11 protein-coding genes are annotated in these 15819 nt (G+C 49.7%); 6 read left to right on the top strand and 5 right to left on the bottom strand.

The window, feature by feature from the left end; all coding sequences use genetic code 11:
• Window positions 1-25: 25 nt before the first annotated feature.
• The gene (locus IXB50_RS13820) at window positions 26-1612 is read left to right on the top strand and encodes an NAD(P)H-quinone oxidoreductase subunit N (RefSeq protein ID WP_215609561.1); all 1587 of its coding nucleotides are present in this window, start codon (window positions 26-28) and stop codon (window positions 1610-1612) included.
• An 87-nt stretch (window positions 1613-1699) separates the two neighbouring features.
• On the opposite strand, the gene IXB50_RS13815 is transcribed toward IXB50_RS13820, so the two are convergent.
• Window positions 1700-4480 (bottom strand): GAF domain-containing protein, encoded by a 2781-nt coding sequence (locus IXB50_RS13815; protein ID WP_215609560.1) that lies wholly within the window; start codon window positions 4478-4480, stop codon window positions 1700-1702.
• A gap of 361 nt (window positions 4481-4841) precedes the next feature.
• Between IXB50_RS13815 and IXB50_RS13810 the strand changes: the two genes are divergently transcribed.
• Entirely contained in the window at window positions 4842-6005 is a 1164-nt protein-coding gene (locus IXB50_RS13810) for a quinone-dependent dihydroorotate dehydrogenase (protein ID WP_215609559.1), read from the top strand.
• Between the two features lie 47 nt (window positions 6006-6052).
• Here the strand turns inward: IXB50_RS13810 and dapB are convergent, their stop codons facing one another.
• On the bottom strand, window positions 6053-6877 hold the full coding sequence (gene dapB, locus IXB50_RS13805) for a 4-hydroxy-tetrahydrodipicolinate reductase (RefSeq protein WP_215609558.1): 825 nt from the start codon (window positions 6875-6877) through the stop codon (window positions 6053-6055).
• A gap of 94 nt (window positions 6878-6971) precedes the next feature.
• Between dapB and IXB50_RS13800 the strand changes: the two genes are divergently transcribed.
• The 4 genes from IXB50_RS13800 to IXB50_RS13785 all read left to right on the top strand — a co-directional run bounded on the left by IXB50_RS13800 (window position 6972) and on the right by IXB50_RS13785 (window position 12970).
• Complete coding sequence (locus IXB50_RS13800; RefSeq protein ID WP_215609557.1) at window positions 6972-7949, top strand: Ycf66 family protein; 978 nt, start codon at window positions 6972-6974, stop codon at window positions 7947-7949.
• 365 nt (window positions 7950-8314) lie between these two features.
• The gene (locus IXB50_RS22165; protein WP_246564505.1) at window positions 8315-9496 is read left to right on the top strand and encodes a response regulator; all 1182 of its coding nucleotides are present in this window, start codon (window positions 8315-8317) and stop codon (window positions 9494-9496) included.
• A gap of 275 nt (window positions 9497-9771) precedes the next feature.
• Entirely contained in the window at window positions 9772-12615 is a 2844-nt protein-coding gene (gene ileS, locus IXB50_RS13790; RefSeq protein WP_215609589.1) for an isoleucine--tRNA ligase, read from the top strand.
• 52 nt (window positions 12616-12667) lie between these two features.
• Entirely contained in the window at window positions 12668-12970 is a 303-nt protein-coding gene (locus tag IXB50_RS13785; RefSeq protein WP_215609556.1) for a hypothetical protein, read from the top strand.
• 183 nt (window positions 12971-13153) lie between these two features.
• On the opposite strand, the gene IXB50_RS13780 is transcribed toward IXB50_RS13785, so the two are convergent.
• The 3 genes from IXB50_RS13780 to IXB50_RS13770 form a co-directional block, all read right to left on the bottom strand.
• Entirely contained in the window at window positions 13154-13759 is a 606-nt protein-coding gene (locus IXB50_RS13780) for a Uma2 family endonuclease (protein WP_215609555.1), read from the bottom strand.
• A gap of 134 nt (window positions 13760-13893) precedes the next feature.
• Window positions 13894-14880, bottom strand: a complete 987-nt coding sequence (locus tag IXB50_RS13775; protein WP_215609554.1) for a hypothetical protein — start codon at window positions 14878-14880, stop codon at window positions 13894-13896.
• Window positions 14881-15208: 328 nt separating this feature from the next.
• Complete coding sequence (locus IXB50_RS13770; RefSeq protein WP_215609553.1) at window positions 15209-15454, bottom strand: hypothetical protein; 246 nt, start codon at window positions 15452-15454, stop codon at window positions 15209-15211.
• Between the last annotated feature and the right edge of the window lie 365 nt (window positions 15455-15819).

Raw genomic sequence — 15819 nt, 5'->3', positions numbered from 1 at the left:
ATGGAAATACCGCACCACAGCACCTATGGACTTTGCAAGCCTCGCTGCTCAGTTAAACACAGGTAAGATTCTTCCTGAAGCGATCGTTATTTTGACGATCCTCGTAATTTTGGTAGGCGATTTGATTCAAGGGCGGACGTCATCACGCTGGGTTCCCTACGCCTCCATCGGTGGGTGTTTAGCCGCCGTTGGTGCCCTTGCTCTACAGTGGGATACGGGTGATCCCTTGTCATTTTTTGGTGAGTTCAATAGCGATGCTTTGAGTATCGTTTTTCGAGGCATTATCGTGCTGTCAGCGGCGGTAACTGTGCCGATGTCCATTCGCTATGTGGAGCAGTCGGGCACAGCGCTAGCTGAGTTTTTAGCAATTTTATTGACGGCCACCCTGGGTGGCATGTTTTTGTCAGGGGCTGATGAATTAGTCACCATCTTCGTTTCCCTAGAAACTTTAAGTATTTCCTCATATTTGCTCACGGGCTACATGAAGCGGGACCCCCGCTCTAACGAAGCCGCCCTCAAGTATTTACTAATTGGGGCAGCTAGTTCCGCGATTTTCCTATACGGTATTTCACTGCTATATGGTCTGTCGGGTGGAGAGACTCGGTTGAGTGCGATCGCGCAAGCGTTGGCCACCACCACCAGCGATAACTCCATCGGTTTAGTCGTATCCCTGGTATTTGTGATTGCTGGTATTGCCTTTAAGGTTGCCGCTGTCCCCTTTCACCAGTGGACTCCAGACGTATACGAAGGCTCTCCCACACCCGTTGTCGCCTTTTTATCCGTTGGTTCAAAGGCTGCCGGTTTTGCATTAGCAATCCGTTTATTGGTCAGCACATTTCCTCTAGTGTCCGACGAGTGGCGCTTTGTCTTTACCGCTCTCGCTATCTTGAGTATGGTCTTGGGTAATGTGGTGGCTCTGGCTCAAACCAGCATGAAGCGCATGTTGGCCTACTCATCTATTGGTCAAGCGGGCTTTATGATGATTGGCCTCGTCATTGGCACTGATGCAGGCTATGCCAGTATGATCTTCTACCTGATGGTTTATTTGTTCATGAACCTGGGTGGCTTTACCTGCGTTATCCTCTTCTCCCTGCGTACAGGTACCGACCAGATTAGTGAATACGCGGGACTGTACCAAAAGGATCCTTTACTGACCCTATGCCTGTGCCTATGTCTGCTATCCCTTGGTGGTATTCCCCCCCTGGCAGGCTTCTTTGGTAAGCTCTACATTTTCTGGGCTGGCTGGCAGGCCGGAGCCTATAGCCTGGTGCTCATTGGTTTAATTACCAGCGTTATCTCCATTTACTACTACATCCGTGTAGTCAAGATGATGGTGGTCAAAGAACCCCAGGAAATGTCGGACTCCATCAAAAATTATCCAGCTCTCCAGTGGAATCTACCGGGCATGCGGCCCATACAGGTCAGTCTGGTGATTGCCGTTGTCGCTACCTCGTTGGCGGGGGTCCTATCTAATCCCCTCTTTACCTTGGCCAATGATGCCGTCGTCAAAACACCTTTGCTGCAAGCTAGTAACCTTGAATTGCCTGTCGCTAGTACTGGTGCCTCGGTGGCTACAACCATGCCGGTAAGAGCGTCTGAAAATTCGTTTTAGGCATGATTTAGATGATTTCAATAAGGTAGGGGCGTTGCATGCAACGCCCCTACCTTATTTTTTTATTTTTAAAAATTTTCATCAAACCTAACCAACCGGTCGACTCATCGGAAAGATGACAGAGCTACGAATGCGGTTATCATCTAGCTTTTCTAACAGAAATTCACCCCCTAAACGAATCATCAACGATTTACAGATGGATAAGTTTAAGCCAGGTGGTCTATCTAATTGCGACTCGGCTAAGTGATCGCGACGATGTCCTTTGACCAGCGCGGTGATGATGGCCTCATCGATGTCACCATCATCCGTAATCGATAGCTCGATCCAGTGCTGCTCCAGGGGGCGACTCCAAATATCGACTCGCCCCCGTGCTGGCGAACGACGGCAGGCTGCAGAAATCAGCTCGTACAAGATAAACTCGATCTTTTGCATCTCACCCTGCAAGGCCAAATTGCTATCGCAGTGCACTTGAGTCCACAACTGCTTTTTTTGGACCTGGGTTTGGACTCGTTTCATCAAACGGTTAAGCAGACCCACCAGGGGAACTTTACGGGGATCAGAGGCCATGGACCATCGTTCTCGGCTGGTCAATCGGAGTAGTTCCTTTTCTATCCCTGCCAACCGACTTTCTATGGCATGGAAGTAGGGTTGCTCTCCCATATTTGGCAATTGTTTCAAATTACCAAGCTGACGCCGGGACTCCCGCACTTGCCGTCGGACATCATCCATATGGTGATGTTTATACCAGTTCAGCTCAGTCAGTCGGTTCTTTTGGTCATTTAATCGCCCCGTCAGCAACAAATGACGTCGACACCAGGCCAATTGATGGACCAACACAGCCAACATACTCATCTGCTGATCAGAAAAACGACGATCTGCTTCATCCGCTAACACAATCGCGCCATTTAAGGTGTGTTCTGGCGATGTTCTGAGAGCCACAACTAATATCTGGGAGTGACCAGGACAGCGCAACCACTGGCGGGTGACATCAGGCAATTCTTCATATTCGAGCTGAATCACGCCATCGGTTTGAATTGCCCAGTTAATCAAAGCATCGCCATCTACTAATATCGGTGGGTTGTCCTGAGCCGCAAATTGCTGATCCCGAATCACCGAAGACGCCAATCGCGCTTCTTTCTGTCCATTTTCCCAAACGACCAAAGCGACCAAAGGCAGCCGCAGAAGTTGACTAATGTGATGGGCCGCCGCCTGCTCCAGTTGTGTTACATCAAAGGTGCGCTGCAGATTGCGCAATCCCCATTGCATCGTGTCATGCATCTGTGATTGTTGCTGAGCCTGACGCTGTAACGACCACTGATGCAATACCAGCCCAATCTGACGTCCCACGGACTGCAATAAGTCTTGCTCCGTTTGATTCCAACGTCGAGTATCGCTATCGGTCACCAACAATACGCCCTCCGGGGCTTGCCCCGGTGACAGATTGCAGGCCATTATTGCCTGCATCTCCATTTGCAAAAACTGAGGATGCCATGCCCTTAGTTTTAGATCATTTTCCAAATTCTCGATACAGACTGGGGTAGTCTGGCGGGCTAAAAGCTGCCAATCCACATCGTGGAGTGAGCGCCACATCCCTTGAGTCGGCTTACTCCGAGTGCCATGGTGCTGATAGCTCACTTCAAACCCGCTACACTCCAGATCGGGAATCAGCACTAACAAGCCATCGATTTCTAGGGTAGCAATCAGCTGCTCGGCACAACGTGCCATCACCGACTGCCAGTCGCGATCACCATGAATACTCTGGGCAATCCCGACTGATAGCTGGTGATTGGCCTCCAGGTCAGCCACGCGTTCCTGTAAGACTGATGTCGGCATACCCAAACTAACCACTTGAGCTGCGGCTGTTAAATATCGTTTTTCTGGCACCGTCCAATGGCGAGGCTGAGTCGCCTCCACGACTAAAAAACCCAGCAAATCACCCTGCATCAAAATCGGTGCCACCATTAACGACGGCTTGTCAAACGCCTTCTTTAACGGTTCAATCACAGCATCCGGGTGAGAGGAAAAATCATCTCCAATGACAATCACATCCCCACAGGACAGCATCTGGTAAAACTCTTGGTAACCGCTGGCCGACAGCTGAGACATGGCTGGTTCTGATGCGGCGTAAACATGGCGATTGTGCCCACCGTTAGACACCCGATGCCAAAAAAAACGCTGCTGGGGTTCAAACCAATAGGCACGGGCGCGATTAGCGCCTACAAATCGATGGGTGGCATCTACAATTGCCTGCAGTCGAGGTTCTAATTCTTGAATAGTTTCTAACTTGGCCAACAGCTGGAAAAACGGCTGGGATGGGCGTTTTTCTGTTTGTAGATAATAGTCCTGCTGATGTCGATGCAGAATAGTTGCCAGGGTGGTGACTAAGATCGAAAAGGTTTTCTTCTGCACACCAGACTTTAAAGACATCCCACGACGACTAGAGCCCAGCAGTAAGACGCCTAAACACTCATCCTGTCGCTGAATCGGGAAAACAATGGCATCGTGCAGCTCCAACCGCTTCGCAATGGCCTTCCATTCGCCAGCTCGATGGGATTCTTGCAAATCATATACCGCTGCTGGAGCCCCCCGCTCGATCACCTGCTGCACGGCATCATCCGGCTGAAGTTTTATCTTTTGCCATAGAAAATTTTTACCGCTAGTCATGACAGCGGTTTGCGTTGTCAGACTTTGCTCGTCATCATCGTAGAGACCAATCCATGTCAGCACATGGGGAAAGAGCTGCTGCATGTAATCAGCAATCACAGTTAGCTGAGCATCAACTGTTTCCTGTTCCCAAACGGTTTTAAGGACCTGACCCAAATTGGCCAAATGCTGTTCACAAGTCGCTGGGGGTATGGGGCTGACCATAAAGACTCAGATTTGGGAAACAGGCTAGCGCCTGGATAAGGTACTAAGGATAGGGACATAGCTTAATGTAAGCTAGCCTAACTCTCTAACTAATGCTAATTCGCGCCAAGCACTTGGGAGCATTAGTTAATATAATTGCTCGCTTAACGCCGCCTCATCTTAAAAGGCATGGACCATTGGAGAGTATTCATGAAATCGCAATAAACTCCAATATTTTTCATACTCCCGACCAAAAATCGTGAGTTACATAGTTATATCAGCTATTGTTCCAGCTGTAGCAAGCAACAAAATACAGTACTGAGGCGATAAGCATCTCAAATTGGAGGATATAATCCACAGGATTATTTGGAGAGCTTAATTCGTGCTGCAGGATATTTATAAATATAGTTTGTTACCGTTGCTGTTTCAGCGGCTGGGAGCCGATCCAGAAACAGTACATCAGCAAACACTGTTGGCACTTGATTGGATCGCTCAGCCACCAATAACAGCCCCATATTGGAGCCAGCCTGCTCGACGCTTTGCCCAAGCCTGGTGTGAAAATAGTTGCCAGATTACCTCGCCTCGCCTGAGCCAAACCCTATGGCACCAGACATTTACCAATCCCTTGGGGTTGGCCGCTGGGTTCGACAAAGATGGGGTTGCGGCTGGGTGTTGGCCACTGATGGGATTCGGCTTTGCTGAGCTAGGCACCGTCACCTGTCATGCCCAGCCAGGTAATCCCAAACCTCGCTTATTTCGTCTGCCCCAGGATCAGGCTGCACTCAATCGGATGGGATTTAATAATCAAGGCTCAGCGGCCCTGGCCGAACGCCTTAGTCATTTGTCAATGGCTGTAGATTTTCCCAGAGGTATCAATCTAGGCAAGTCTAAGGTGACGCCCCTGGAAGACGCCGCGAACGATTACCTGCAGAGCTTTCAGCGGTTACAAGACCTGGGCAGTTATTTTGTGGTGAATGTGTCGTCACCGAATACACCTGGGTTGCGATCGCTCCAAGCAAAATCTCAACTTGAGCCCATTCTGGCCATACTACAAACTGCCAACATCCAGTCCAAGCCATTGCTGATCAAAATCGCCCCAGATCTAGCCTGGAAAGACATTGACGACATTTTAGACCTGGCTCAGCAGTACCATCTGGCAGGGATTATTGCCACCAACACCACCATTGCCAAAGAGCAGCTACTCACCAAGCAATTAGACGCTACCGGCAACTTAGTGACGGAAGAAGCCGGAGGCATCAGTGGTGCGCCCGTACGCCAGCGGGCCACTGAGGTGGTTCGATATATTTACCAAAAAACCCACGGGCAGCTCCCCATCATTGGCGTAGGCGGCATTTTCACTGCTGACGATGCCTGGGACAAAATCACAGCAGGCGCATCACTATTACAGGTATACACCGGCTGGGTATATGAAGGTCCCTGGATGGTGAAAAACGTCCTCCAAGGTTTACTAGATAAGCTTGATACCCATGGATTGAATAATATCCAAGAAGCCATTGGACTCAATACGGAACAACCCAACACGTAGGTTGGATGGAATTTTAGACTGGTTGGGTTTTACGAGTGCAGCCCAGCCTACAGGATTTTGTCTAATCCATATAATAAGGACTTCAACGGCAATACCTTACGAATACTCAACAAAACACCGGGCATAAAACACACCCGATCCATAGCATCGTGACGCAAGGTATACACCTGACCAGGAGCCCCAAACATGACCTCCTGATGAGCTACCAGCCCTGGTAGACGCACGCTGTGAATATTGATACTTTCCTCCGTGGTGCCGCCCCGTGCCCCTGACAGCGTTTCCGTCTCTTCTACCTGGGGTGGATTAAACGATTTTTTGACTTCCTGAAGCATTTGCGCCGTCTTAATGGCCGTACCACTGGGCGCATCCGCCTTGCGATTGTGGTGCAGCTCGATGATTTCCACATGGTCAAAATACTCAGCCGCCTTCAGTGCGGCCTGCTGCATCAAAATGACACCAATGGCAAAGTTAGGAATAATCAAACAGCCCACACTAGCCTTCTCTGCAAACTCTGCCAGTTCAACAATTTGCTCAGGCGTTAACCCCGTAGTGCCCACCACCGGACGCACCCCATAGGCGATGGCCGCCCGCACCTGCTCATAAATTTTGGCTGGGTGAGTGACATCCACCATCACCGCATTGCCCTCGCTCTGGGCCATGACCAGGGTAGCCTCCAGATCGTGGGTCACTGGCACCTCTAGGGGACCACAGCCTGCAATCTCACCAATGTCTTGACCGATGGCGTCAGGGTTCCGATCCACGGCACCGACTAGCTTCATATCATCGGCACCAGCAATGGCCTTCACGATTTCACGACCCATGCGGCCCATCGCACCATTGACCACGACCGGAATTTGGGACTGATTACTCATGCTATTTCTGGGACGGGGGTACAGTCAGATATCTTACAACTGCGAAGGTTATCGATAATAATTAAGTCTGTCCATTACGCTGGAGTCGAAGCGGATGCTTGCAAATCTATTAGCAGTGGTAATCGGACTAGGCAGCCTAGGTTTTTACTTGGTGGCCTTTATCCTGCCAGAGGTACATCGTCGTTCAGACTTTTTCTGGAGCGGTGTGGGTATGTTTTATGCCGTGGTGCTGTGGTATTGCGCCAGACAAATGCATGGTGCAGTATTGCTGGGGCAAACGGCCTCAGTTGGGCTGCTGCTGTGGTTAGGCTATCAAACCCTGTTGTTGCGTCGAGAAACCACCCCGGCCGCTCAGCAAACGCCCATTCGATTGGGCAAGTCTGAACGCGATCGCGTTAACGGTGGTACTAGCCGTCCCATTGCCAAGGACTATGAATTTGTAGAAGACGGTGTAGAAGACGCCCTTGATGCGGAACCAGATCCCGACAGTCCCATCCTGATCAAACCTACAGCAGATGAATTTGCCCTCAAAATGGTCGTTCCAGCAGCGATGCCAAAGCCTACGATTGAGGAAAATATTCTGGAAGACGTGCCCTCTGCAGAGCCTCTAACGCCTTCCGACCAAGCTCAAAAACGGGAAAAAACCAATCCCTTCGCTGTGGTTGGTATCTTTGCAGGCTGGATCAAAGAGATCGTAACGCCCAAAAAGAAAGAACCAAAACCCATGATCGATCTACCTCCGAGGCCACCATCTATTTCCAAAACAGATTCCAAAACAGACACTGCCGTAGAGACAACCAATTTATGGGAGACCGACACTTCAGAGAATTCAGCTCCCCCTCCCGATAACGGCCAACCAGAGGTAACAGTCGCAAACGTTGATACATCGCCTGATATATCGCCAACCTCCTCTGTTAACGCAACATCAGAAGATCAATCAACATCAGAACATCTCGAATCTACCATTGCTACTCCAGCTCCTGCTGAGACTCCCAAGCCATTATCAGCCATGCCCCAGCAAGATGATGATGGCGAAGACAGCAACTGGCCTGAAGACGAATTTTGGGACTAAAAATCATGCCTTTTCTCTACACTGGTGGCCACCAACATGGTCATTCCAGGTAAACCTCAAAACAATTTACTTCAAAAGAATTGGAAACGATTTATGAGAGATTTAAGTAGACGCTCTAGCATCTTTTAGAGAACGTTGCCTATGTGAGATTACGTAGATATTGTTGGCTCAGAACGATTGCCTAAAAGGGTTTATATGTCACTACCCGTACTGCAAAACTTTATAAAAGGTCAGGGGGAAATACGCATATCAGCGTAATTATTGTTAAGGCAACTTAAGTCCGAACATTCATCCTGTTTTTGTGGCTTATAGTCAAATTGTTTGTGAGCACAATTTAGTAAGCACGCTCGCAGACGATAGAAGTCATGAGAGCTGCAGCTGCCACACCAAATGTACTGGTTTCTGAACTAGATAAAAGGATTCACCGTGCTAAGCAGGAACAGCTGACTGGCATTCTCGCGATCAGAAGTGACCTTATCCATCAGTGGCGTTTATATTTTCTGGCAGGGCAGTTAGTATGGGCGAATACGCGCACCCATGCAAAACGTCGCTGGTTTCGCCAGCTACTGCAACATCAACCTGAGGTGTTCAGGCATGGTCTGAGCCCATATCCGGACTGGACTTATAATCGACTGGCTCGATTGGTTATCTGTAAGAAGTTTAGTCGGCAAGTATTCTCAGACATCGTGACCGGATGCATTGCAGAAGTATTATTTGATCTGCAGCAGCAGGGAACTTTGAGCCTGCAACAAGCTGGGCCAGGGTTAACGTGTCGGATAAAAGCGCAAAAAGCCTCTGATTTCTCTTATATCAATCTACTTAACCTACAAGGTATTCGAGCCTGGGGACAGGCTAAGCAGGAGTGGCAAAATTGGGAACAAGCGAAGCTCACTCAGCTGAATCCTAACGATGCACTGGTTATAAAAGATCTGGCTTCTCTGGAAGATCTCGCATGTCCAAGACTTTTCAACTTATTGAGTCCGTTGGCTGATGGCAACCAAACATTGCGAGATTTAGCGATGAAGGCCAACCAACCGCTAATGCCATTTGTGTTGTCGATTTTGCCTCACATCCGCACTCAAGCACTGCAGCTGCAGCCTGTGGACGATAAGATTACTAAGTCAGTAATCGCGACTCAAGATGATGTTGTTGTTCAGTTAGCGCGAGCAATTATTCCTAAGGATGCCAGGATTGTTTATGTAAATGACAATCTGACCGACAGTCAGAAAATGGCAACTATTGTTGAATCGGCAGGCTATCGCTACACCAACATTTCCGATCCGATTCAGGTGTTGCAACAGCTCCTGAAGCTAAAGCCGAAGCTGATCTTTTTGAACTTAATGATGCCTGTCGTCAATGGCTATGAGCTATGTGCTCAAATTCGGCGGATATCGGATTTTAAGGCAACACCTATTGTGATGGTGGCTGGTGGCAATAGTATTGCTGAGCGGATGCGGGCCAAGATGGTAGGGGCATCGGAGTTTGTGAGTAAGCCGATTAAACCGAAGAACGTACTCAAGACATTGATTGTGCTCGACATGATTTGAGTCGTGTTGCTAAGAAGCCACTGCGCCTAAGATGCCTGCTGGGTTTAGATCATAAAAAGGCTGCGAACAGTTCGATTCATAAAACTGTGATAGTCGTCTTCTTGCTATCCATTTGCCTATCCTTAAAAAAATTGCTCCATGCTCAACTTCTGAGGCAGAATGACGGGAGCGTAGTAAATTCCCCTTAGTTTTTTCCTTACATCGTGACTGACCCCAAAAGCGCCGACGCTAAGAGCTATAAGGACACTGTCCTACTGCCCAAGACCGATTTTAGTATGCGGGCCAACGCAGTCAAGCGTGAGCCAGAGCTACAGGCATTCTGGGATGACAGCAAAATTTATGAAACGCTTTCCCAGGAAAACTCAGGGGATGTGTTTGTGCTCCACGATGGGCCGCCCTATGCCAATGGCGATCTTCACATGGGCCATGCCTTAAATAAGGTGCTTAAGGACATCATCAATAAGTATCAGCTGCTGCGCGATCGCAAAGTCCGCTATGTCCCTGGCTGGGACTGTCACGGTCTACCCATCGAGCTCAAAGTACTCCAAACGATTGATCGCAAAAAGCGGGCTAACCTCACCCCGCTAGAGCTACGCCAAAAAGCCAAAGAGTTCGCCCTAGACACCGTCGAGAACCAAGCAAAGGGATTCCGCCGCTTTGGCGTCTGGGGTAATTGGGATCAGCCTTATCTCACATTACAACCCGAGTACGAAGCCGCTCAGCTAGATGTATTTGGCCAGATGGTCCTCAAGGGCTATATCTATCGAGGACTCAAGTCAGTCCACTGGAGTCCATCGTCCCAGACGGCTCTAGCAGAGGCAGAGCTGGAATATCCCGAAGGACACACATCTCCCAGCATTTACGTTGGCTTCCCCATGGTGAGCGCGTCAGATACCGCCAAAGACGCCCTTGCTCCTTACCTCGATAACCTGGGCGTCGCCATCTGGACCACCACCCCCTGGACCATTCCTGCCAACGTCGCTGTGGCGGTCAATTCAGACCTGGTTTACACCGTAGTCGAGGTGGCCTCGGGTACCCCTTACAAATACCTCATCGTCGGTAAGGACCTAATCGCAACCCTAGCCAACACATTTGATACCGAACTCACCGCTAAGGTAGATATCAAAGGGTCTGACCTGGCAGGGTCCACCTATCACCATCCCCTACATAAAAAAGAAGACACCTTTAATCGAGAAAGCCCCATCGTCATCGGTGGCGACTACATCACCACCGAATCCGGTACCGGTCTGGTGCACACTGCCCCTGGCCACGGCATGGAAGACTTTGGTGTCGGCCAGAAGTATGGTCTACCGATCCTCTGTCCCGTAGATGCAAAGGGTTACTTTACCGCCGAAGCAGGTAGCTTTGAAGGGCTAAACGTACTGAAAACCGCTAACGAGGAACTGATTAAAGCGCTTACAGAGGCCAATACCCTCCTCAAGCATGAGCCCTACGTTCACAAATATCCCTACGATTGGCGCACCAAAAAGCCCACTATCTTTAGGGCTACCGAACAGTGGTTCGCCTCCGTCGAAGGATTCCGGGATGAAGCCCTAAAGGCAATCTCCGACGTACAGTGGATTCCCGCCCAGGGCGAGAACCGCATCACCCCCATGGTAGGCGACCGGTCTGACTGGTGTATTTCCCGTCAGCGCAACTGGGGGGTGCCCATCCCAGCCTTCTATGACGAAGAGACCGGCGAAGTGCTAATGAACCAGGAAACTATCGCCCATGTGCGCGATATCTTTGCTGAGCATGGTTCAGATGCCTGGTGGAGCATGGCCGTTGAAGAGCTACTGCCCGAGAGCTATCGCAACAATGGTCACACCTATGTCAGAGGCTTTGACACCATGGATGTATGGTTTGACTCTGGTTCCTCCTGGGCGGCGGTGGCCGACCAGCGCGAGGCCCTCAAGTATCCGGTGGATCTTTACCTAGAAGGGTCTGACCAACACCGGGGTTGGTTTCAGTCGAGCCTACTAACTAGTGTTGCCACCCATGGCTGTGCCCCATACAAGACTGTTCTCACCCATGGTTTTGCCCTGGATGAGAATGGTCGCAAGATGAGTAAGTCCATCGGTAATGTGGTGGACCCCTACGAGATCATCGAGGGCGGCAAAAACAAAAAACAGAATCCTCCCTACGGTGCAGATGTGCTTCGCCTATGGGTCTCTTCGGTAGACTACTCCTCTGATGTTCCCATCGGTAACAACATTCTCAAACAGCTCGCAGATGTGTACCGCAAGATTCGTAATACATCGCGATTTTTGTTGGGTAACTTGTATGACTTTGATCCAGCTAAGGACGCTGTTCCCTATGAGCAAATGCCTTCGTTGGACCAGTACATGCTGCACCGCATGACAGAAATCTTTGCTGAGGTGGAGTCCGCATTTGACACCTATCAGTTCTTCCGGTTCTTCCAAACAGTACAGAACTTCTGCGTGGTGGATTTGTCGAACTTCTATTTGGATATTGCAAAAGATCGTCTGTACATCAGTGATGCTGACTCAGAACGGCGACGCAGCTGCCAAACTGTTCTGGCTGTGGCTCTAGAGAATTTGGCCAAGTCCATTGCTCCGGTGCTGTGTCACATGGCGGAGGATATCTGGCAGCATATGCCCTATGAGACAGGCACGAAGTCTGTGTTTGAGGCGGGCTGGCTAAAGATATATCCACAGTGGGCTAAGCCAGAACTGGCTGACACTTGGAACCAACTGCGAGAGTTACGGGATGAGGTGAATCAAGTCTTAGAACAGGCGCGTTCTGCAAAGGATATTGGTTCATCCTTGCAGGCGAAAGCCCTCATCTATGTAGCCGATGCTCAGCTAAGGGAACAGCTAGTGGCGATGAATCCGAGTGATGCGGTAGCTGCTGACTCCATCCATGTGGATGAGGTGCGGTATTTGCTGCTGGTATCTCAGGTGGAGATTTTGGACAGCGCTGATAGGCTGAAGGATATTAAGTATCGCAGTGAGTCGGATACCTTTGGTATTGGCATTGTGGATGCGGATGGTAAGAAGTGCGATCGCTGCTGGAATTATTCCACCCATGTGGGCGAGTCGGCGGAGCATGAGACCATTTGCGAGCGATGTGTAGAGGCTTTGGATGGCAAATTCTAAGCTGGCTGATTATAGTTATGACTAGATTGGTATTAAACTAGGGCTTGAATAGATGACTGACATTGAACTTGGCCCTCACCTTCATGATCGAGCTACTCGTGGTGAGCAACTGACATCAGAAGAGCAACAGCAACTTGATGCTTGGTACGCTGAGCAGGATGTAGCTGAAATGAGCTTGTTACAGGAGCCTGATAGCCCTACAAATCTAGCAACAATACATCTACAAATTGAAACCGTCTTATCTCAGTTAGCCGCAGTAGCTGAGCATATTCAGCAATTAACTTCGGAGAATCAACAATTACGAACTGAAATTTCAGTATTACAGCAACAGTTAGTCTCTGCTCAGTCTGCATGACTTTATCTGCATCTTTGAGGGAGGAAGTTCGTACCATGTGGGCGAGTCGGCGGAGCATGAGACCATTTGCGAGCGATGTGTAGAGGCTTTAGATGGCAAGTTCTAAGCCTCCCCCTATCTCGTTTCCAGGCTCCAGCCTGGAAACGTAATACCGTGGCTCTGCCACCAGAATTTTGAGCCTGCTTACCAAATCTTAGCCATGGGCAAGGTAAAACCTGATAATTCTGGATCACCACTAACCACATCAGGATTTTCAAGTACCTGAGGAGCTTGATTAGGTCGATAAATATAAACGGTACGGTGCTTTCGATCAATCAGCCACCCGAGCAATACGCCATTCTCCATGTATTCCTGCATCTTGGCCTGAAGACTGGTCAAGGTATCACTGGCCGACCGTAGCTCAATGACAAAATCAGGAGTAATGGGAGCAAACGAGGCCTTTTCTGCTTCACTTAAAGAATTCCACCGTTCAGCTTTGATCCAAGCGGCATCGGGCGAGCGAGTTGCTCCATTGGGCAGCGTGAACCCACTACTGGAGTCAAAACCAAGTCCGCTGCCATCTTGCTCGGTCCATACCCAAAGATAGGCTGCCAGGTTAAAGTTACGATTTCCGGTATCTGAAAATGCAGGTGGCATGATGACAACATCCCCAGTCGCTGTGCGTTCGATGCGTAGGTCTCGATTGGCTTGACAAAAGGCGTAGAACTCATTATGGGTCATGGGGGCAACCGCAGGGAGTGAGACTGTTAAGGGAGATGATTCAGTTTGGATGAGTAGGGTGGTTGTCATCACTGTATTTCCCAATGCCAGGGCATGTTTGTGCTCAGATTCTAGCTTGCTGAGCCAAAGAATTCCATATCGTCATTGGAGACAAAGCCTCTGGGTTACTCGTGGTCGTCATTAAGTTGTGGCTCATCCTTTTTCTAGGGTGTATCGAGTAGTGTTTTTCGCAATTCCTCCTCAAATGGGCGGAGGAGAGTGGAGTTTTGCTCAACTAAAAGGTTTATATCAGCTTCGTTGATGGGGCCTTCGGTTTGCTTAATCTGAGGTGCAAGTATCTCAGTCACAGTAGCCAGATCAAGGGTGAAGATAACGGCTCTGAGGATAGCGAGGTAATCTGCATAGGACACAGGAACGTCGGTCCTTTGCTCGCTAAATCGCTGGATAAGCGTCAGGTGCTCGTACTTAGGGGCGAAGTCGTTAAATTGTGGCAGGGCAATGACTAAATCTGCGGCTGACTTTGGCACCGTAGCTAGCCAAACCAGTTCTTGCTCCGGGTTGGACCAATCCGTATCTATCGTATAGATATTTAGGGGGCTGTTGCTGGGAATGGTGACTTCAGCACCCACAAGACAGACGCCATTAAATGAGTGGAGTTGCTCCTCAAACAGCGATAAGCCATTACACCTTTCGGGGGGTGTAGCTTGAATGGTTAGCTGATTTCCTTCAGTCCGGGAGGAAAGATTCTGGTCGGTGACGGGGGTGAGCTGGTCCTGTGAATCGCCTACCACAAGGAACTTTGCCGTTATTTGTGAATCCTGACTTTCGATCACTCTAGGTTTGATGCCAGTAGGGGTTGCGATCGCAATTTGCTGAACGTTTGCTGGCAAACTGATTGTTGTGGTCAGGGTTTTACTGGCTACATCCGGGTCAATATTGGCAAAGCCAACGGTATCTGAGACATCTGTAACTTGAGCATCTGCAACGGCATTGGGGGATCCGTCGCTCAGTGTACCTGTCCCTTCAATCCCGTCAACTGCGGCAATTGGTTGAGTCGATGAGAACTCTGATGGGGAGGAAGAGCCTTGGCAGCCAGTGAGTGAGATCGCAAGCAGCACAGCAACAGATTGCCAACTAAATTGCCGATTGAAAAATGAATAGCTTGATACGTTGATGGTACTAACCCTCATGACTGATAACTCGCTGGATCTGGCTATATTGACTCTGTTTAGCTTTAAATTGTCCCCCAGCATCTTCAACAATATAAAGCAGCTGATGTTAAACCGACCCGGTGCGGCAGCTTATTTATCCTGGGCATTAGGCTGATATTCCTGTCTTTGGCCTCTTCCTATCTCGTTTCCAGGCTCCAGCCTGGAAATGCAATACCGTGGCTCTGTCACCGAGTTGGGTGCCTGAAAGGCGGGGTGGGTTTCGAGACACTTGCGCCATCGGTCAACCCACCCTGGAGCCCCTCCCAGGAGGGGATAGGGTATCTCTTGGGGAGCAAGGGTTTCGGGGTTAGCCTACGCGTACTCGTTTGGTCAGAATGGCCATGACTTCGTTAACGCGTCCGGTGGGCAACGGTCGGCTCCAGTCGTTGGGTTCGGCGTAGTTGAGTTTGTGGAGGAGTTTGATGGTGTTTTGGACGGCGTTTAGGGTGCCGAAGAGGGTGTGGTTGACGGTTTCGAACTGATATTCGGGGAGAGAATCGGTGGTAGGGGGAATGGTGGGCACGCCTGTGCCTTGGGTATTGTCTTGGAACATGGTTTTGGTCTTTTTGTTGTGGTGAATGGGTCCCCCTCGGGGGCTGCTAATGGCAGGGAGCCTGAGGGGGATGGGACCAAAACTCAAGCCTTAGCCGTCCCGCAAGTGTGTGCAAACTGGAAGGGCTAAGGTACATTGACATTAGCCTTCAAGCTGGCTGGTTCAGCTTGTGAGGTTAGCTGTCGGTGGGTGGTGGTACACCTGCCGATAGCGCTAAGGGGTTGAGTTCTGAAGGTCTCGCGGACCTGTTGTTAACGGTAGAGCACTTGATCTATGGGAGTCAAGAAACAAATTGTGAAATGTTGGGGGAATGGGCAACCAACAATTTTAGCAGATAGGAATCTAGAAGTTGGCAGTCAAAATCC

The sequence above is a fragment of the Leptothoe spongobia TAU-MAC 1115 genome (assembly GCF_018739885.1).
Lineage (GTDB): Bacteria > Cyanobacteriota > Cyanobacteriia > Phormidesmidales > Phormidesmidaceae > Leptothoe > Leptothoe spongobia.
This window is presented reverse-complemented; position numbering and strand designations above follow the sequence as displayed.

Bases quoted from the DNA above. Each gene is read 5' to 3' on its own strand.
- IXB50_RS13780 (WP_215609555.1), bottom strand. From the start codon at position 13,759: ATGACAACCACCCTACTCATCCAAACTGAATCATCTCCCTTAACAGTC.
- IXB50_RS13800 (WP_215609557.1), top strand. From the start codon at position 6,972: ATGCTTGCAAATCTATTAGCAGTGGTAATCGGACTAGGCAGCCTAGGT.
- ileS (WP_215609589.1), top strand. From the start codon at position 9,772: ATGCGGGCCAACGCAGTCAAGCGTGAGCCAGAGCTACAGGCATTCTGG.
- IXB50_RS13815 (WP_215609560.1), bottom strand. From the start codon at position 4,480: ATGGTCAGCCCCATACCCCCAGCGACTTGTGAACAGCATTTGGCCAAT.
- IXB50_RS13770 (WP_215609553.1), bottom strand. From the start codon at position 15,454: ATGTTCCAAGACAATACCCAAGGCACAGGCGTGCCCACCATTCCCCCT.
- IXB50_RS22165 (WP_246564505.1), top strand. From the start codon at position 8,315: ATGAGAGCTGCAGCTGCCACACCAAATGTACTGGTTTCTGAACTAGAT.
- IXB50_RS13775 (WP_215609554.1), bottom strand. From the start codon at position 14,880: ATGAGGGTTAGTACCATCAACGTATCAAGCTATTCATTTTTCAATCGG.
- dapB (WP_215609558.1), bottom strand. From the start codon at position 6,877: ATGAGTAATCAGTCCCAAATTCCGGTCGTGGTCAATGGTGCGATGGGC.
- IXB50_RS13785 (WP_215609556.1), top strand. From the start codon at position 12,668: ATGACTGACATTGAACTTGGCCCTCACCTTCATGATCGAGCTACTCGT.
- IXB50_RS13820 (WP_215609561.1), top strand. From the start codon at position 26: ATGGACTTTGCAAGCCTCGCTGCTCAGTTAAACACAGGTAAGATTCTT.